A 16,742-nucleotide genomic window follows, 5' to 3' on the forward strand; every position below is an offset into this window, starting at 1 on the left:
CAATGTCCTACGACGACGATCACCGAGGCAACCCTAACGCCGGCCGCGACCGGGGCGCCTATACGCCGCCGACCGACGACGACCTGCCCTTCACGCGCGGCGGCTATGACCCGCGCCGGGCCCCGGCCGCCAAATCGCCGCCGATCACCCTGATCATCAGCGCTGTCGTGCTGCTGCTGCTGATCGTTGCCGTGGTGGTCTTCTATCGCTCGGGCGTGCGCTCCTCGACGGACGCGCCGCCCGCCGTCGGCACGCCGGTCGAGAGCATGAAGGTCGAGGCCCCGCTGGACGCCCAGCCGGTCGACCCGGAAGCGGACATTCGCGTCTATCGCGACGGCGGCGCCCCGAGCGACGCCGCGCCGACCTTCACCCCCGGCCCGGAAGAGGTGCTGCCGCGCCCCGCGCCGGCGACCCCCGCCGCGCCGGTCGAATCCTCGACCCTGCCGCCCGCCGCGCCCGCGCCTGCGACCAAGGCTCCGACCGCGCCTGCGCCCGCAACCCCCGCTCCGGCGACCAAGGCTCCGGCCCCGGCTCCCGCGCCCGCACCGGCCGCGACGGGCGGATCGTCGGGCGTGCAGATCGGCGCCTTCTCCTCGACCGCCATCGCCGACCGTGAATACGCCGCCGTCGCCGCTCGCTTCGGCCAGTACGCTTCGGGCGCCGAAAAGCGCGTGCAGGAAGTCACCGCCGCCAACGGCTCGACCGTCTACCGCACCACCTTCACCGGCATGAGCCGTGACCGCGCCGTCGCCTTCTGCAATGCGCTGAAGGCCGCGGGCCGCGACTGCATCGTCCGCTAGGGATCGCGCAAGTATGACCTCCGCCGCCATCTACGGCTGTTCCGGCCACCGGCTGACGGCGGAGGAACGCGCCTTCTACGCCGAGGCCAAGCCCTGGGGCTTCATCCTGTTCCGCCGCAATGTGGACAGCCCCGAGCAGGTCAAGGCGCTGGTCTCCGAACTGCGCGACAGCGTGGGCCGCGACGACGCCCCGGTTCTGATCGATCAGGAGGGCGGCCGGGTTCAACGCCTCGGCCCGCCGCACTGGCCGAAATACCCGCCGGGCGCCGCCTATCTGAGGGCGACCAACGACCCGGCGGCGGCGCGCGAACTGGTGCGTCTTGGCGCGCGGCTGATCGCCCATGACCTGCGCGAACTGGGCATCACCGTCGACTGCGTGCCGGTGCTGGACGTGCCGGTGCCGGGCGCCCACGACATCATCGGCGACCGCGCCTATGCCCAAGATCCGGCGACCGTGACCCAACTGGGCCGGGCCGCCGCCGAGGGTCTGCTGGCGGGCGGCGTCCTGCCGATCATCAAGCACATTCCCGGCCACGGTCGCGCCTTTTCGGACAGCCACCACGACCTGCCGGTGGTCGAGACGGCGATCGAGGAACTGGACGCCTGGGACTTTGCGCCGTTCAAGGCGCTTTCGGACATGCCGATGGCGATGACGGCGCACGTCGTCTTCACCACCGTCGACGCTAAGCGCCCGGCCACGACGTCGAAGAAGGCGATCCGTCTGATGCGCGAGCGGCTGGGCTTCTCCGGCCTGATCCTGTCGGACGACCTGTCGATGCAGGCCCTGTCGGGCACGCTGACCGAACGCGCCGAGCAGTCGTTGAAGGCAGGCTGCGACGTGGTGCTTCACTGCAACGGCGACCTGAAGGAGATGGCCGCCGTCGCCGAGGGGATGAAGAAGCTGAAGGGCGAGGCCAAGCGCCGCGCCGAGGCTGCGCTGAACCGCATCGTCCGCGCGCCTGAGCCGCTGGATGTCGCCGAGGGCCGCGCCCGGCTGGAGGCGGCGCTGAACGGCCGCTTCGACGCCGCCAAGGGGCCTGACGTGGGCGAGGCGCAGGCCTGAATGGCCGGGGAGGGCGCATGAGCGAGGCCTTCCAGCCGAACCTCGACTTCACCGCCGTCGAACAGGTCGAGGCGCAGGAGGCCTTCGTCGTCGACTTGGAGGGCTATGAAGGGCCGCTGCACGTCCTGCTGGCCCTGGCGCGGACGCAGAAGGTGGACCTGCTGAAGCTGTCCATCACCCGTCTGGCCGAACAGTATCTGGCCTTCGTGCATGAGGCGCGGCGGCGCAATTTTGCGCTGGCGGCCGACTATCTCGTGATGGCGTCGTGGCTGGCCTATCTGAAGTCGCGCCTGCTGATCCCGCGCAACGAGAAGGACAAGCCGGAGGAGCCGCCAGCCGAAGAGATCGCCGCCGCCCTGGCCTTCCGCCTGCAGAAGCTGGAGGCCATGCGCACGGCGGTGGAGGCCATTACCGGCCGCCCGCAGTTGAAGCGTGACGTCTTCACGCGCGGCGACCCGCAGGCGACGGTCATCATCCCGTCGGATCGGGTGGACGCCAGCCTCTATGAGCTGATGAGCGCCTATGTCGCCCAGCGCCGCCGCGAGGAACGCCGCAAATACGCCCCCGGCCAGCGGGTCGAGGCCTTCCAGCTGGAGGCCGCCCGCGACTGGCTGCGCGAGATCATGCCGCGCCTGGCCGAATGGACGCCGCTGGAGCGCGTGGCGCCCCAGAAGCCGGACGGGCAGGAAGGCCCCAGCCAGGCCAGCTATACCGCCTCTACCCTGTCGGCCAGTCTGGAGCTGGTGAAGGAGGGCGGCATGGACATCCGCCAGGAGCGGCCATTCGACGCGGTGTGGCTGAAACGCAGAGGGGTGGGTCAGCCGTTGAAGCTGACGCCGTGAGTCTCGACTTCACCCCCGACCACGTCGAGATTGAACGTCGGGTCGAGGCCCTGCTGTTCGCCGCCGCCGCGCCGCTGTCGCTGGCCGAGATCGCGCGTCGTCTGCCCGAGGGCGCCGACGTCGGCGGGGCGCTGACCGCGCTTCAGGCGCGCTATCAGGGACGCGGGGTCGAACTGGACTGCGTGGCCGAACGCTGGCGGTTCCGTACCGCGCCTGACCTCGGCTTCCTGATGACCGAAGAGCGCGAGGAGCCGCGCCGCCTGTCCAAGGCCGCGCTCGAGACCCTGGCCATCATCGCCTACCACCAGCCCTGCACCCGCGCCGAGATCGAGAGCGTGCGCGGCGTCTCCTTGTCCAAGGGCACGCTGGACCTGCTGCTGGAGATGGACTTCGTGCGCTTGCGCGGGCGTCGTCGTACGCCGGGCCGGCCCGTCACCTACGCCACGACCGACCGCTTTTTGGAGCATTTCAGCCTGGCCAGCCTCTACGATCTTCCGGGCGTGCAGGAGATGAAGGCGGCGGGCCTGCTGGATCTGTCCATGCCGGTCGGTTTCGAGGTGCCCGATCCCTCGCGTGCAGGCGACGACGAAGGCGAGGATCTGCTGACAGGGCTGGACGACGCGGCGCCCGAGTTCGCCCAGGATTTCGTCAGCGAGGACGAAGAGTCGCAACCTTGATGGGGACGGATCGTCGCGCCCCCAAGAAGCGTCGGAAAGTCATGGACTTAAGTCCAAGGCGCGCCGCCTTGACCTGAGGCCGTCTCGCCTATAGGTTCCGCGCCGAAATTCAGACCCGTTCCGGCCCTGCGCCGGGCGCTGAGCGAACAGGCCCATGTCCCCGACGAAGGAATCGCGCGAAGAGGCGATCAAACGCCTCCACGAAAGCGCATCCGCACTGGAGGCGAAGGTCCAGGCCGGGCAATCGGCCGATTTCGCCGCGCATGCGGTCACGGGCCAGGCCTATAAGATCATCGCCGAGCTTCTCGGCGGTGTTTTCGTTGGTTTGGCTATCGGTTTCGGGGTGGATCGGTTCTTAGGAACGACGCCCTGGGGCCTGCTGGTGGGAGTCCTTCTGGGCTTCGCCCTGGCGATCTACATGGCGCGCCGCACAGCCAACCGGCTGATGGCGCAGGCCAAGGCGGCGGGTGTGACGGGTGAAGCCGTTCCCTACGTCGAGGCCGGCGAAAAAGAAGACTAAGGAGCGAGAGGCCCGTGGCCGATCCGATTCACCAGTTTCAGGTTACGCCTCTGGCGGATTTCGGCAGCGTCACGCTTCCGTTGGTCGGCGAGGTCAGCCTGGCCTTCACCAATTCGCACCTGGCGATGACCATCGCCTTCGGCATGGCCGTGCTGTTCCTGACCGTGGCCACCTCGGGCGCCAAGGTGGTGCCGGGCCGGATGCAGGCGGCGGGCGAGACCCTGTTCGGCATGATCGACAACCTGGCCGCGTCCACGATCGGCCATGAGTCGCGCAAGTATTTCCCCTTCGTCTTCACCCTGTTCATGTTCATCCTGATGATGAACCTGCTGGGCATGTTCCTGACCTTCACCGCCACCTCGCAGCTGGCCGTGACGGCCACCCTGGGCGTGCTGACCTTCCTGGTCGTGGTCGGCGTCGGCATCGCCAAGAACGGCCTGGGCTTCTTCGGCCTGTTCTGGCCGACCAGCGCGCCGCTGGTGCTGCGCCCGGTCGTGGGCCTGATCGAGTTCTTCTCCTTCCTGCTGCGCCCCTTCACCCTGGCCCTGCGTCTGTTCGGCAACCTGCTGGGCGGCCACCTGGCGCTGAAGATCTTCGCCGGCTTCGTGGTGTCCCTGGGCGCCCTGGCCGTCGCCGGCGGCGTGGGCCTGTTCGCTCTTCCGGTCGCCGCCCTGTCGCTGGGCATGGTGATCGCCCTGACCGCTTTCGAGTTCCTGGTGGCCTTCCTCCAGGCGTTCGTCTTCGCCGTTCTGACCTGCATCTACCTCAATGATGTGGTCAACCTGGGCCATGGCCACTAAGGCTGCGGACCAGTAAGTAAGCCCACCCTCCAAACGCTCCAAGAATTAGGAATATCATCATGGAAGCTGAAGCCGCCAAGTTCATCGGCGCCGGTATCGCCACCATCGGTATGGTCGGTTCGGCTCTGGCCGTCGGCAACATCTTCGGCCAGTTCCTGGCCGGCGCCCTGCGCAACCCGGCTGCCGCCGCTTCGCAAGTCGGCAACCTGTTCGTGGGCGCCGCCCTCGCCGAAGCCCTGGGCATCCTGGCCTTCGTGCTCGGCATCCTGATCTGGCTCGGCTAATACCGAACCCCTGATCTGCGGCGGCGCGCCCATCAGCGGCTGCGCCGCCGCATTTGCTTTCACGACGGATCATTATGGCAGCCACTCCCTCAGCTCCGCCGCCGGTCTTGCCGGTGGAACAGGCCGTTGAATACGCGGCCGAAACCGGGCACGTGCCCGCCAACGCGGCTGCCGCCGCCGCCGAGCATGACGCTGGCGGACTGCCGCAGTTCGAGTTCCAGCACTGGGCCGGGCAGGTCGTTTACCTGCTGATCCTGTTCGTCATCCTGTACCTGCTCATCGCCAAGGTCTTCGCGCCGCGTCTGCGCCGCGTGATCGACGAGCGGGCCGACACCATTTCTACGGCCGTCGCCACGGCGCGCTCGGTCCAGACCGAGGCCGCCGCCCAGGCCGACGCCGCCCGCGCCGAGGTCGAGAAGGCCCGCGCCGACGCCCGCGCCGCCTCGATCGCCGCCAAGGCTCGCGTGACCGCTGAAATCCAGGCCCGTCAGGCCGAGGACGAAGCCGCCGTCGCCGCCCGCATCGCCACGGCCGAAGCCGGCATCGCCGCCACTCGCGACGCTGCGCTGGCCCACGCCGGCGCCATCGCCGCCGACACCACTCGCGCTATCGTCGAGCGTCTGACGGGCCAGGCCCCCAGCGCCGATGAAGCCGCCGCCGCCGTCAAGGGAGCCGCCTGACCATGCCCGCCTTCCTGCACGGCAGTTTCTACGACCTGTCCAACGCCGAACTCTGGGTCGGCGTCGGCCTGCTGATCTTCTTCGGCATCCTGGTCCTGGCCAAGGTTCCGCGCATGGTCGCGGGCGCCCTGGACGGCAAGGCCGCCAAGATCCAATCCGAACTGGACGAGGCCGCGCGCCTGCGCGCCGAAGCCGAAGCCATGCTGGCCCAGATCCGTCAGGAGAAGGCCGAGGCCGAGGCTCAGGCCGCCGACCTGCTGGCCACGGCCGAAGCGGACGCCAAGCGTCTGGAAGCCGACGCCAAGGCGCGTATCGAGGAATCGACCGCCCGCCGTCAGGCCCTGGCCGAGCGTCGCATCGCCCAGGCCGAGGCCGAGGCCACGCAAGAGGTCAAGGCCGCGGCCGCCGACCTGGCCGCCAAGGCCGCGCAGCAGATCCTGGCCGCCCGCATCGCCGGCGCCAAGACGGACGCCCTGATCGACCAGGCCATCGCCCAGATCGGCGACAAGCTGAACTGATCGCTTTCGCGCTCGACCTCAGCCCTGAAAAAACATCAGGCCCCGCCGGCGACGGCGGGGCCTTTTGCTTGTCCGATATCCTGTTGTCGGGATGGAGGACGGTCAGTGGGCGGGGGCTGCTCCGATCGGGGCTGCGCCCCGCTTCTCACGCTCGACCAGGCGGGCGTAGACATTGCCCAGGACGGCGCCGAAGACCATGTGAAGCGCCAGCAGCCAGCCGATGGTGCCGAAGCCGGACGAGCCGGTGAAGGTCCGGTAGTCGCCCACCATGGTGAGGAACAGCATCATCGCCACCCACGCGCCGACGGCGAAGACGATGCCCTTAGTGATCGGCGTGGCGGTCGGCAGTCGCGGATAGGCGATGCCGAAGAGCGACCCCAGGACGAAGGTGCCCATGATCAGGTGAAGCGCCCATCCGGCCGCCATATTGCCCGGCATGCCGAACATCTGGGCGACGATCCCCGGAAAGGGATCGAACATGTGGTTGAGGAACAGATTGACGAGCTCAAGCACGGAAACCGCGACGGTAGCGACGAAGCCGGCGATGATTCCCTTTTTTACGCGTGACATCATGTGAACAGCGCCTCCCAACGCTATCAACTTCGAGACTACGCAGGGAGGAGCATACGCCGTTCCAGGCGGAAACGGCGTGAACGTCGTTCACATTCCTGTGTTTGCCTTAGCTTGGCCTTTATCGCCGGAAGGCGCGCCAGGCGCGACGCAGACGCCGGCGGAAGCGCGCCAGGGGGCGACGGCGGCGGCGCAGCACCATCTTTTCGGCGCGCAGGGTCTGCTGCCAGAAGACCGGGGCGATCTCGGGTTTTTTGCGCATCAGACGGCGGAAGGGATAGATCCACTTCGGCCGTGCGCGCTGGGCGCGGATGAACTGCCGCTTGGCCCACCATGAGTTGCGCAGGACGATGACGAGGCCCAGGGCGATGACCGGCACGCCGCCGGGGCCGGGCAGGGGGGCGATCAATATGCCCAGCACGATGATGAGGAAACCGACCGCCATCAGCGCCAGGCGACGCAGACGCCGCGCCAGCCCCGGACGGGGCGGCGGAGGCGGGCGCAGCGAGGGCAGGACCAGGGTCACGGGGGCGGCGTCTCGAACAAGGGTTCGGCCAGGGAGGGCCGACAATCAGTAAACGCACGAGACAAGGCCGAAAGGCGGCGTCGCCATGACGCTTTCGTAAGTCGGTCCAGAAATGCAGAACGCCGTGTCCCGAAAGACACGGCGTTCCCGGTGTTCAGGCCTGTTCCGACCGGATCAGCCGGCGCGGTTGGAGCCTTCCGGCGCGGCCCAGCGCAGGCGCGGCGAGCGCGCGGCGCGGGTCTCGTCCAGACGCCGCAGGGGCGCATGGAAGGGCGCGCCCTTGAAGCGTTCGACGTCGCCGGCCTTGGCGGCGCCCGCCAGCAGGCGCATGGCCTCGATGAAGCGATCCAGTTCGGCCTTGGACTCCGTCTCGGTCGGCTCGATCAGCATGGCCCCGTGGACGACCAGCGGGAAATACATGGTCATCGGGTGGAAGCCCTCGTCGATCATCGCCTTGGCGAAGTCGAGCGTGGTGATATCCGTGCCCTTCAGCCATTCGTCGTCGAACAGGGCTTCGTGCATGCAGGGGCCGTCGGGGAAGGCCGGGCTCATCAGGTCTTCCAGACGGGCCTTGATGTAGTTGGCGTTCAGCACGGCGTCCTCGGCGACCTGACGCAGGCCGTCGGAGCCGTGGGACATCATGTAGCTGAGGGCGCGCACATACATGCCCATCTGGCCCTGGAAGGCGCACAGGCGGCCGAAGGCCTGCTCGGCCTCGTCTTCCTCGCGTTCGATCAGCTTGTAGCCGTCGCCGGTGTTCACGACCCAGGGAGCGGGGGCGAAGGGGGCCAGGGCCTCCGACAGCACGACCGGACCGGCGCCCGGACCGCCGCCGCCGTGCGGCGTCGAGAAGGTCTTGTGCAGGTTGATGTGCATGGCGTCGACGCCCAGGTCGCCGGGGCGCACCCGACCGACGATGGCGTTGAAGTTGGCGCCGTCGCAATAGAAGTAGGCGCCTGCTTCGTGCGTCAGGCGGCTGATTTCCAGAATGTCGCGTTCGAACAGGCCGCAGGTGTTCGGGTTGGTGACCATGATGGCCGCCACGTCCGGGCCCAGCTTGGACGCCAGATCGGCCACGTCGACGCGGCCGTCGTCGGTCTGGGCCACTTCGACCACCGAATAGCCGACGAAGGCGGCCGTGGCCGGATTGGTGCCGTGGGCCGAGGTCGGGACCAGCACCTTGCGGCGCTGCTCATGCTCGCCCTTGGCTTCGTGGGCGGCGCGGATGGCCATCAGGCCGCACAGCTCGCCGTGCGCGCCCGCCTTGGGCGACAGGGCGACGGCGGGCATGCCCGTCAGCGTTGTCAGCCAGTGGGCCAGCTGGTCCATCAGCTCCAGCGCGCCCTGCACCGTCGACTGCGGCTGCAGCGGGTGGATGTCCGAGAAGCCCGGCAGGCGCGCCATCTTCTCGTTCAGGCGCGGGTTGTGCTTCATCGTGCACGAGCCCAGCGGATACAGCGCCAGATCGATGGCGTGGTTCTTCTGGCTCAGGCGCACATAGTGGCGCATGGCCTCGGGCTCGCTGAGGCCGGGCAGGCCGATCGGATCCTTGCGAACCAGATCGCCCAGGTCCGAGCCGTTGGTCGCGGGTTTCGGCAGGTCGACGCCGGTCTTGCCCCAGCCTTCGCCTTCGAAGATCAGCGGCTCGTCCTGCAGCAGGCCGCGCCCGCCGGTCAGGGTGGCGGGCTTGTAGGACGCGTCCGAGGCGGCGTTCGGGGCGGTCGGGCGGCCGACAGTGTTCATCGTGCTCATGGTTCCAATCTCCCCTTAGGCGGCCAGAACCTTGGCGAGCGCACCCGCCAGGATCTTGATGTCGGCGTCCAGCGTCGTCTCGGTGGCGGCGACCAGCAGGACGTCGTCGAGGCCCGCGTCCGGGGCCAGACGGCTGTAGGGCACGCCGCACAGGATGCCGTTGTCGGCCATGGTCTGCACGACCTCGGCCGCGTTCTTCGACAGCTTGACCGCGAACTCGTTGAAGAAGCGCGGGGTTAGGATTTCGACGCCCGGAATGGCGGCCAGCGCGTCGCGGGTGGCGAGCGCCTTCTCGTGGTTCAGCAGGGCCAGCTGGCGCAGGCCTGTCTCGCCCAGCAGGCTCATGTGGATGCTGAACGCCAGGCAGCACAGGCCGGAGTTGGTGCAGATGTTCGACGTGGCCTTGTCGCGGCGGATGTGCTGCTCGCGCGTCGACAGGGTCAGGACGAAGCCGCGCTTGCCCTCGGCGTCCACCGTCTCGCCGCAGTAGCGGCCGGGCGTCTGGCGCAGCAGCTTCTCACGGGTGGCGAACAGGCCGATGTAGGGGCCGCCGAAGTTCAGGGCGTTGCCGATCGACTGGCCTTCGGCCGCGACGATGTCGGCGCCCATTTCGCCGGGGGACTTCAGCAGGCCCATCGACACGGCTTCCGTCACCACGACGATCAGCAGGGCGCCCGCGGCGTGGGCGGCTTCGGCGATCTTGGTCACGTCGGTGGCCGTGCCGAAGACGTTGGGGGTCTGGACCACGACGCAGGCCGTGTCCTTGTCGATGGCGGCGATGACGGCGTCTTCGGCGTCAACGGCGGCGGTCAGGGCCTGGGTCTCGACGCCGACGGCGTGGACCACGGTCTCGGTCGCCTTGACGTAGTGGGGATGCACGCCGCCCGAGATGACGGCCTTGTTGCGGCGGGTCACGCGGGTGGCCATCAGCACGCCCTCGGCCATGGCGGTCGAGCCGTCATAGAGGGAGGCGTTGGCGACTTCCATGCCGGTCAGGTTCGCGACCTGGGTCTGGAACTCATACAGGTACTGCAGTGTGCCCTGGGCGATTTCCGGCTGGTAGGGGGTGTAGCTGGTCAGAAACTCCGACCGCTGGATCACATGGTCCACCGTGGCCGGGATGTGGTGCTTATAGGCGCCAGCGCCGCAGAAGAAGGGCGCGGTTCCCGCCGTGGCGTTCTTGCTCGCCATGGCCGAGAGGGCGCGTTCGACCTCCAGTTCGCCCGCCACGCGGGGCAGGTCGACGAAGCCGTCGCGGCGCGCGGCCTGCGGCACGTCGATGAACAGGTCGTCGATGGATTTGGTGCCGATGGCGGCCAGCATGGCCTCACGGTCGTCGGGCGTCAGGGGGAGGTAGCGCATTACGAGTCCTCGGCGGCATCCCGGAGGTCGCGCGGGGCGACGCTCCGGGAGCGCTTCAAGCGGCGGGGAATCCGGCGATCCCGGATCGGCGCGCCGCGCCGTCCGGGGACGACGGCGGGTCTTAGAGGGTGGTCAGATAGGCGTCGTAGGCGGCCTGATCCATCAGGCCGTCCAGCACCGAGGCGTCGGACACCTTGATCTTGGCGAACCAGCCTTCGCCTTCGGGATCGGCGTTGACGGTTTCCGGGGCGTCGGCCAGGGCGGCGTTGCCCTCGATCACTTCGCCCGCGATGGGGGCGTAGACGTCCGAGGCGGCCTTGACCGATTCCACGACGGCGAAGCTGTCGCCGACCGAGACGGTCTTGCCGGCTTCCGGCGTCTCGACGAACACTACGTCGCCCAGCGCGTCAGCGGCGTGCTTGGAGATGCCGACTGTGGCGACGTCGCCGTCCAGGCGAACCCACTCGTGATCCTTGGTGAACTTCATGTACTGACCCCTCTTCAGGCCTTGGGTTTGCGATAATAGCGGGTCGCCACGAAAGGCGTGGCGATGACTTCGGCGGCGGCGGGACGGCCGCGCACCAGGACTTTCAGGACCGTGCCCAGCTCGGCGAAGGCCGGCGGCACATAGCCCATGGCGATGTTGTGACCCAGCGTCGGCGAGGGGCCGCCCGAGGTGATCTTGCCGATCACGACGCCGTCGGCGTCGGCGATCTCGGCGCCTTCGCGGGCGGGGGCGCCTTCCTTGACGTGCAGGCCGACGCGGACGCGAGCCGGGCTTTCGGCCAGTTGTTTCAGGATGACGTCAGCCCCGGCGAAGTCGGCGCGTTCCTTGCGCGACTTGGACAGGGCGAAGGTCAGTGCGGCCTCGACCGGGGTGGTCTCGGCGTCGATGTCGTGGCCGTGCAGCGGCAGACCGGCTTCCAGACGCAAGCTGTCGCGCGCGCCCAGGCCGACCGGCTTCACGCGGGCGTCGGTCAGCAGCAGGTTCCACACGCGCTCTGCGGCGGCGGCCGGAACCGAAATTTCATAGCCGTCCTCGCCGGTGTAGCCCGAGCGCGAGACGATGCAGTCCTCGTCGAACAGGCTGATGGTGCGGCAGTCCATGAAGCCCATGTCGCCCAGCGCCGGTTCGTGCTTGGCCATGACTTCGGCGGCTTCCGGCCCCTGGATGGCCAGCAGGGCGCGGTCCAGCACCTCCAGCTTGGCATCGCCCGACAGATGGGCGTTCAGGAAGGCGAAGTCGGCGTCCTTGTTGCCCGCGTTGACGACGACGTAGAGGCCGTCCTCGAACGGCTTGCCCGCCATCAGGTCGTCCATGATCCCGCCCTGGCCGTTCAGCAGCAGGGAGTATTTCTGCTTGCCGGGCTTCACGATCGCATAGTCGCCGGGCACGAAGCGCTCGAACTGGGCGATGGCGTCGGCGCCGGTGATGCGCGCCTGACCCATGTGGGAGACGTCGAACAGGCCGGCGTGCTCGCGGGTCCAGCGGTGCTCGGCCAGCACGCCTTCATACTGGACCGGCATGTCATAGCCGCCGAAGCCGACCATGCGGGCGCCCAGCGCGCGATGCGCGGCGTTGAGTGGGGTAGTCTTAAGGGCCTGATCGCTCATGGCGTCGCCTCCGGGTCGCGGGTTGCGGCGATAGCTCCGCCGTCGTCGCGCCCCCGCTGTCCTGAAGCCTGAGAGATTCCGACCGTTCCCTCCCAAGGGGCGGCCTTGCTCCGTCGGCGCGCCCTCGGATTCTTGACGATCCTTCGGCGACTTTCCAGCGTCCGTGCGCTTTCGCGGTCCTTTTGCCTGAGCGTTTCCGGGGCGGTTGCGCCTTCGGCTCCGGGCGCCGCGAACGGACCCGATCTCTCCCGCGAGAGCGTTCGACCTAAGGCCCCGACTCCGGCGCGAAGTCAAGCGGCGCCGGACTTGCCGCGATCGATCCGAACGGCCATGAGGGGGTGGAACCGCGCTTCGCCCACAGGATTTCAAGGACGTCATGACCGCCCGCACCGATCTCGCCGCCCACCTCGCCTCCCTCGACCTGCCGCAGGGACTGGTCGAGACGCTGACGACGGCGGCCGCCGCCTGTGTCGAGATCCGCCAGGTGGTGGCGGGCGGCGCCCTGGTCGGCGCCCTGGGCGCATCGGGCGCCGTCAATGTGCAGGACGAGGAGCAGAAGAAGCTCGACGTCATCGCCAACGACATCCTGACCGAGGCGTTGCTGGCCAATCCGGCGGTGGCGGGCGTGGCGTCCGAGGAAATGGACACGGTGCAGCCCTCCACCAACCCGGCGGGCGAGTATCTGGTGCTGTTCGATCCGCTGGACGGCTCGTCCAACATCGACATCAATGCGCCGGTCGGCACCATCGTCTCGGTGCTGAAGGCGCCGTCGGCCCAGCCGACCGAGGCCGACTTCCTGCAATCGGGCCGTCAGCAGGTCGCGGCGCTCTACGCCGTTTACGCCGGTCAAGCCATGCTGGTGCTGACGACGGGCAAGGGAGTGGCGGGCTTCACCCTGGCGCCCGACGGCCGCTGGCTGATGACGCATGAGGACGTGCGCATTCCTGCCGATACGAAAGAGTTCGCCATCAACATGTCGAACCAGCGCCACTGGGCTGAGAGCGTCCAGCGCTACGTCGACGGCTGCCTGAAGGGCGCCGACGGCCCGCGCGGCAAGAATTTCAACATGCGCTGGGTCGCCGCCATGGTGGCCGACGTGCACCGCATCCTGATGCGCGGCGGCGTCTTCCTCTATCCGTGGGATAAGCGCGAGCCGAACAAGCCGGGCAAGCTGCGCCTGATGTATGAGGGCAACCCCATGTCCTTCCTGGTCGAGCAGGCGGGCGGCAAGTCCACCACCGACGGCAAGCAGGCCATCATGGACGTGACGCCGACCGAGCTGCACCAGCGGGTGCCGGTCGTCCTCGGCTCGGCCGCCGAAGTCGACCAGATCGCGGCGGCCTGACGCCATGCAGATCGCCGCTTCTGACGCCCTTCTGGTCATCGACGTCCAGAACGACTTCTGCGAGGGCGGCGCCCTGGCGGTGCAGGGCGGGGCGGCGATCATGCCCCTGATCAACCGACTGGCGGAGCGGTTCACGACCGTCATCGCCACCCAGGACTGGCACACGCCGGACCAGATCAGCTTCGCCTCCAACCACGCGGGCGCGGCGCCCTTCACGCAGATCGAGGTCGCCTATGGCCCCCAGATGCTGTGGCCGGATCACTGCGTGCAGGGGACGCCGGGGGCGGACTTCCACCCCGACGCGGCGTCTGCCGTGACCAAGGCGCTGGCCGTGGTCCGCAAGGGCTATAATCCGGCGGTCGACAGCTACTCCGGCTTTTATGAGAACGACCACAGGACGGCGACAGGTCTGGCGGGGCTGCTGCGCGATCTGGGCGTGAAGCGCGTCTTCCTGTGCGGTCTGGCCTATGACTACTGCGTCCGCTTCACCGCCGAGGACGCGGTGCGCGAGGGCTTCGAGGCCGTAGTCATCGCGGACGCCTGCCGCGCCATCGCCCCGGACACGGCGGCCGCCGCCAAGGCCAGCTTCAGCGCGCTGAAGATCGCCGAGATCGCGGCCGCAGACCTGATCCCTCACTCATAGAAGTCCGCCTCGTCGGGGATGCGGGTGAAGGCGATCTTGGCGCCGATGTAGTCGGGCAGGCCCGCCTTGGGGCCGATGCTGACCGTGTCCTTGCCATAGCGTTTGTTCAGCGCGTCCAGCGCCTGCGACAGGCGTAAGGAAGGCGCGTCGCCGCCCTGATCCGGGCCGATGTCGAACAGATCGGCCTCGAAGGCGCCGCGCGCCTTCAGGCCGTGGACGCCGACGCCGACATAGCTCAGCCGCCCGGCCTCCAGCTCCGGCTCGACCCGGCGCCACAGCGCGTCCAGCGCGGCCAGCAAGGCGAAGGTGTCCTGCGTCGGGGCGACGGCGCGGGTCAGCCCCGTCGTGTCCCAGCCGCGTTTGGCGCCTTTCGGCCCCATGTCGAGATGCAGGCTGATCCCGGCGCCCGTCAGCCCCATCCGACGCAGCCGCGCCCCGCACTTGACCATCAGCCGCCGCGCGACGGCCCGCGCCTTGTCCGGGTTGCGCATCGCCTGGGCCAGGACGTGGCTGTGGCTGATTGAGGCGGGGGGCTTTTCCGGCGCCGGCTCGCTGTCGAGGCCGTGCAGGCCACGCCAGATACGCTCGCCCTCGATGCTGTTCCAGACCGCCCGCGCTTCCTTGGCGGTCATGTTCCACAGACCCGCCGTGTCCGTGACGCCCGCTGCGGCCAGCCTTTGCTGCATGCGCGAGCCGACACCCGGATACTGCGACAGCGGCAGGTGCAGGATGGCGCCGGGCAGTTCATGGGCGCGCAATATGGTCAGCCCGGCGGGCTTCTTCATGCCGCAGGCCGTCTTGGCTAGAAACCGTGAAGGCGCCAGCCCGATGGAGGACCGCAGGCACTCGCCGACGTTCTCAAGGATGCCCGCCTGAATGCGCTGTGCCAGGGCGACGGCGTTCGTCTCGCGCCGCTCCGGCCCGATCAGCTGGCACGAGCATTCGTCGATGGAGCCGACCTTCCACACCGGCACGTGCCGGTCGATCTCATGCATGATCTGCTTGTGTACCTGAACGTAGAGGTCGGGCCGGGCCTCGGCGACGATCAGGTCGGGGCACAGGCGGCGCGCCTCGGCCACCTGCATCCCGGTGCGGACGCCGAAGGCCTTGCTCTCATAGCTGGCGGCGATGGCGCCGGAGTATTCGCTGATCGCCGGGCGGACGATGACGGGCTTGCCGCGCCAGTCGGGGTTCCGCTGCTGCTCGACGCTGGCGAAGAAGGCGTTCAGGTCGATGAACAGCCAGCGTAGGCCTGCGGCGTCTTCATCAAGCTGTCGGCCGGGATGCTCCATGACGTGAACATATCAGGAACATTGTGCGTGTGGGAGTCGGATGTCGGATGACCGGCCTGTTCCCCACTGCCGTCATCCTCGGGCTTGACCCGAGGATCCAGCCTGGCCGACAGCCACGGCATGAAACACTGGCGTCTGCACGCATCCGGCCGGAGCGGTTCTGGATCCTCGGGTCAAGCCCGAGGATGACGGCGAAGAGGGGGAGGGCGGCTCAGTTCGCCGCCGCGTAGGCCTCCACCTCGGCGATCCGCGCGGCCTTGTCGGCGTCGCTGAGGAAGCTGCCCTCGAAGCTGTTCTTCGCCAGTTGCACCACCTGTTCGCGCGTCAGACCGACCGCCTCGGCCAACTGGCTGTAGTTGGCGTTCACATAGCCGCCGAAATAGGACGGGTCGTCCGAGTTCAGGGTGACGTGCAGACCCCGGCGCAGCATCTCGGGGACCGGGTGGTCCTTCAGATCCTTGACCACGCACAGCTTTAGGTTCGACAGGGGGCAGACCGTCAGCGTCATCTGTTCGGCGGCCAGACGGGCGATCAGGGCCTCGTCCTCCATTGAGCGGTTGCCGTGGTCCATGCGGTCGATGTGCAGCAGGTCCAGCGCCTCGCGCACATATTCGGGCGGGCCTTCCTCGCCGGCGTGGGCGCACAGCTTAAGGCCTAAGTCGCGGGCGGCGGCGAAGACGCGCTGGAACTTCGACGGCGGGTGGCCGACCTCGGAGGAATCCAGTCCGACGCCGATGAAGTGGTGCAGATAGGGCTTGGCGGCCTCCAGCGTGGCGAAGGCTTCGTCCTCGCTGAGGTGACGCAGGAAGCTGAGGATCAGGCCGCTGGTGACGCCGAGTTCCGCCTTGGCGCGATCCATCCCCGCGATCAGGCCCTCGACCACGACGGCGAAGGAGACGCCCCGGTCGGTGTGGGTCTGGGGGTCGAAGAAGATCTCGGCGTGGCGCACGTTGTCGGCCGCGGCGCGCTGGAAATAGGCGAAGGCCAGATCCTCGAAATCCTGACGGGTCAGCAGCACGGCCGCGCCCGCGTAATAGATGTCGAGGAAGTCCTGCAGGTTCGAGAAGTCATAGGCCGCGCGCACGGCCTCGACGCTGTCATAGGGGATGGCGACGCCGTTGCGCTGGGCCAGTTCGAACATCAGTTCGGGCTCAAGCGAGCCCTCGATGTGCAGGTGCAGTTCCGCCTTGGGCAGGCCGGCGATGAAGGCGTCGAGGGACATGGAGGGCTCCGGTAGCGTGGCGTGCAGCCTAGCGGTCCCGACCTTTGCCGTCATCCATGCCGGGTTTTTAAGTCGCCGTCATCCTCGGGCTTGTCCCGAGGATCCATAAACACAACGTCTGAAGTCGAAGCTCAGCATGCACAGCGGCAAGGTCTGAGCGTCTGGATCCTCGGGACAAGCCCGAGGATGACGGAGACGTTGGCAAGGGCGCACGACGGCTTGCGCCGACTTC

General features: G+C 68.4%; 19 protein-coding genes and 1 riboswitch. Of the genes, 11 read left to right on the forward strand and 8 right to left on the reverse strand.

Features of this window, described 5'->3' with window-relative positions; translation table 11 throughout:
• Positions 1-2: 2 nt before the first annotated feature.
• From EGK63_RS03500 to EGK63_RS03540, 9 genes are all read left to right on the forward strand, one after another.
• On the forward strand, positions 3-800 hold the full coding sequence (locus tag EGK63_RS03500) for an SPOR domain-containing protein (protein WP_125899953.1): 798 nt from the start codon (positions 3-5) through the stop codon (positions 798-800).
• A gap of 13 nt (positions 801-813) precedes the next feature.
• Positions 814-1,863, forward strand: coding sequence for a beta-N-acetylhexosaminidase (gene nagZ / locus EGK63_RS03505; protein ID WP_125899954.1), 1,050 nt, complete (start codon positions 814-816; stop codon positions 1,861-1,863).
• Between the two features lie 17 nt (positions 1,864-1,880).
• Entirely contained in the window at positions 1,881-2,705 is an 825-nt protein-coding gene (locus tag EGK63_RS03510; protein ID WP_125899955.1) for a ScpA family protein, read from the forward strand.
• Positions 2,702-3,382 (forward strand): SMC-Scp complex subunit ScpB, encoded by a 681-nt coding sequence (scpB, locus tag EGK63_RS03515; RefSeq protein WP_125899956.1) that lies wholly within the window; start codon positions 2,702-2,704, stop codon positions 3,380-3,382. Before EGK63_RS03510 ends, scpB begins: the two co-directional genes overlap by 4 nt.
• A 154-nt stretch (positions 3,383-3,536) precedes the next feature.
• A complete protein-coding gene (locus EGK63_RS03520) occupies positions 3,537-3,902 on the forward strand; it encodes an AtpZ/AtpI family protein (RefSeq protein ID WP_125899957.1) in 366 nt (121 codons plus the stop codon).
• 14 nt (positions 3,903-3,916) lie between these two features.
• A complete protein-coding gene (locus tag EGK63_RS03525; protein WP_046651757.1) occupies positions 3,917-4,702 on the forward strand; it encodes a F0F1 ATP synthase subunit A in 786 nt (261 codons plus the stop codon).
• Positions 4,703-4,761: 59 nt separating this feature from the next.
• Positions 4,762-4,986 (forward strand): F0F1 ATP synthase subunit C, encoded by a 225-nt coding sequence (locus EGK63_RS03530; RefSeq protein ID WP_046651755.1) that lies wholly within the window; start codon positions 4,762-4,764, stop codon positions 4,984-4,986.
• A 74-nt stretch (positions 4,987-5,060) separates the two neighbouring features.
• Positions 5,061-5,666 (forward strand): hypothetical protein, encoded by a 606-nt coding sequence (locus EGK63_RS03535; RefSeq protein ID WP_125899958.1) that lies wholly within the window; start codon positions 5,061-5,063, stop codon positions 5,664-5,666.
• Between the two features lie 2 nt (positions 5,667-5,668).
• The gene (locus tag EGK63_RS03540; protein WP_125899959.1) at positions 5,669-6,184 is read left to right on the forward strand and encodes a F0F1 ATP synthase subunit B; all 516 of its coding nucleotides are present in this window, start codon (positions 5,669-5,671) and stop codon (positions 6,182-6,184) included.
• A 102-nt stretch (positions 6,185-6,286) separates the two neighbouring features.
• Here EGK63_RS03540 and EGK63_RS03545 read toward each other — a convergent pair whose 3' ends face one another.
• The 6 genes from EGK63_RS03545 to gcvT all read right to left on the reverse strand — a co-directional run bounded on the left by EGK63_RS03545 (position 6,287) and on the right by gcvT (position 12,008).
• Entirely contained in the window at positions 6,287-6,757 is a 471-nt protein-coding gene (locus EGK63_RS03545; protein WP_125899960.1) for a DUF6789 family protein, read from the reverse strand.
• A 118-nt stretch (positions 6,758-6,875) separates the two neighbouring features.
• Positions 6,876-7,280, reverse strand: coding sequence for a PGPGW domain-containing protein (locus tag EGK63_RS03550; protein ID WP_243637555.1), 405 nt, complete (start codon positions 7,278-7,280; stop codon positions 6,876-6,878).
• A gap of 174 nt (positions 7,281-7,454) precedes the next feature.
• Positions 7,455-9,032 (reverse strand): aminomethyl-transferring glycine dehydrogenase subunit GcvPB, encoded by a 1,578-nt coding sequence (gene gcvPB, locus EGK63_RS03555; RefSeq protein ID WP_165906520.1) that lies wholly within the window; start codon positions 9,030-9,032, stop codon positions 7,455-7,457.
• A gap of 15 nt (positions 9,033-9,047) precedes the next feature.
• Positions 9,048-10,394 carry an aminomethyl-transferring glycine dehydrogenase subunit GcvPA gene (gene gcvPA / locus EGK63_RS03560; RefSeq protein WP_125899961.1) on the reverse strand — a complete coding sequence of 449 codons (1,347 nt, stop codon included), beginning with the start codon at positions 10,392-10,394 and terminating at the stop codon, positions 9,048-9,050.
• Between the two features lie 121 nt (positions 10,395-10,515).
• Positions 10,516-10,881, reverse strand: a complete 366-nt coding sequence (gcvH, locus tag EGK63_RS03565; protein ID WP_123155206.1) for a glycine cleavage system protein GcvH — start codon at positions 10,879-10,881, stop codon at positions 10,516-10,518.
• Between the two features lie 14 nt (positions 10,882-10,895).
• Positions 10,896-12,008 carry a glycine cleavage system aminomethyltransferase GcvT gene (gene gcvT, locus EGK63_RS03570; protein ID WP_125899962.1) on the reverse strand — a complete coding sequence of 371 codons (1,113 nt, stop codon included), beginning with the start codon at positions 12,006-12,008 and terminating at the stop codon, positions 10,896-10,898.
• 164 nt (positions 12,009-12,172) lie between these two features.
• Positions 12,173-12,269: riboswitch (glycine riboswitch) on the reverse strand.
• Between the two features lie 115 nt (positions 12,270-12,384).
• Here gcvT and EGK63_RS03575 point away from each other — a divergent pair.
• A complete protein-coding gene (locus EGK63_RS03575; RefSeq protein WP_125899963.1) occupies positions 12,385-13,353 on the forward strand; it encodes a class 1 fructose-bisphosphatase in 969 nt (322 codons plus the stop codon).
• A 4-nt stretch (positions 13,354-13,357) separates the two neighbouring features.
• Positions 13,358-13,996 (forward strand): bifunctional nicotinamidase/pyrazinamidase, encoded by a 639-nt coding sequence (gene pncA, locus EGK63_RS03580; protein ID WP_125899964.1) that lies wholly within the window; start codon positions 13,358-13,360, stop codon positions 13,994-13,996.
• On the opposite strand, the gene EGK63_RS03585 is transcribed toward pncA, so the two are convergent.
• Positions 13,987-15,288 (reverse strand): type VI secretion protein ImpB, encoded by a 1,302-nt coding sequence (locus EGK63_RS03585; protein WP_125899965.1) that lies wholly within the window; start codon positions 15,286-15,288, stop codon positions 13,987-13,989. The genes pncA and EGK63_RS03585 overlap by 10 nt on opposite strands.
• A 211-nt stretch (positions 15,289-15,499) precedes the next feature.
• Complete coding sequence (locus tag EGK63_RS03590) at positions 15,500-16,510, reverse strand: adenosine deaminase (RefSeq protein ID WP_125899966.1); 1,011 nt, start codon at positions 16,508-16,510, stop codon at positions 15,500-15,502.
• Between the last annotated feature and the right edge of the window lie 232 nt (positions 16,511-16,742).

It is taken from the genome of Brevundimonas sp. 357 (assembly GCF_003938605.1).
Lineage (GTDB): Bacteria > Pseudomonadota > Alphaproteobacteria > Caulobacterales > Caulobacteraceae > Brevundimonas.

What these genes read in the sequence shown, in the direction of transcription:
- EGK63_RS03500 (WP_125899953.1), top strand. Translation starts at nt 3, where the DNA reads ATGTCCTACGACGACGATCACCGAGGCAACCCTAACGCCGGCCGCGAC.
- nagZ (WP_125899954.1), top strand. Translation starts at nt 814, where the DNA reads ATGACCTCCGCCGCCATCTACGGCTGTTCCGGCCACCGGCTGACGGCG.
- EGK63_RS03510 (WP_125899955.1), top strand. Translation starts at nt 1,881, where the DNA reads ATGAGCGAGGCCTTCCAGCCGAACCTCGACTTCACCGCCGTCGAACAG.
- EGK63_RS03520 (WP_125899957.1), top strand. Translation starts at nt 3,537, where the DNA reads ATGTCCCCGACGAAGGAATCGCGCGAAGAGGCGATCAAACGCCTCCAC.
- EGK63_RS03530 (WP_046651755.1), top strand. Translation starts at nt 4,762, where the DNA reads ATGGAAGCTGAAGCCGCCAAGTTCATCGGCGCCGGTATCGCCACCATC.
- EGK63_RS03535 (WP_125899958.1), top strand. Translation starts at nt 5,061, where the DNA reads ATGGCAGCCACTCCCTCAGCTCCGCCGCCGGTCTTGCCGGTGGAACAG.
- EGK63_RS03540 (WP_125899959.1), top strand. Translation starts at nt 5,669, where the DNA reads ATGCCCGCCTTCCTGCACGGCAGTTTCTACGACCTGTCCAACGCCGAA.
- EGK63_RS03545 (WP_125899960.1), bottom strand. Translation starts at nt 6,757, where the DNA reads ATGATGTCACGCGTAAAAAAGGGAATCATCGCCGGCTTCGTCGCTACC.
- gcvPB (WP_165906520.1), bottom strand. Translation starts at nt 9,032, where the DNA reads ATGAGCACGATGAACACTGTCGGCCGCCCGACCGCCCCGAACGCCGCC.
- gcvPA (WP_125899961.1), bottom strand. Translation starts at nt 10,394, where the DNA reads ATGCGCTACCTCCCCCTGACGCCCGACGACCGTGAGGCCATGCTGGCC.
- gcvH (WP_123155206.1), bottom strand. Translation starts at nt 10,881, where the DNA reads ATGAAGTTCACCAAGGATCACGAGTGGGTTCGCCTGGACGGCGACGTC.
- gcvT (WP_125899962.1), bottom strand. Translation starts at nt 12,008, where the DNA reads ATGAGCGATCAGGCCCTTAAGACTACCCCACTCAACGCCGCGCATCGC.
- EGK63_RS03575 (WP_125899963.1), top strand. Translation starts at nt 12,385, where the DNA reads ATGACCGCCCGCACCGATCTCGCCGCCCACCTCGCCTCCCTCGACCTG.
- pncA (WP_125899964.1), top strand. Translation starts at nt 13,358, where the DNA reads ATGCAGATCGCCGCTTCTGACGCCCTTCTGGTCATCGACGTCCAGAAC.
- EGK63_RS03585 (WP_125899965.1), bottom strand. Translation starts at nt 15,288, where the DNA reads ATGGAGCATCCCGGCCGACAGCTTGATGAAGACGCCGCAGGCCTACGC.
- EGK63_RS03590 (WP_125899966.1), bottom strand. Translation starts at nt 16,510, where the DNA reads ATGTCCCTCGACGCCTTCATCGCCGGCCTGCCCAAGGCGGAACTGCAC.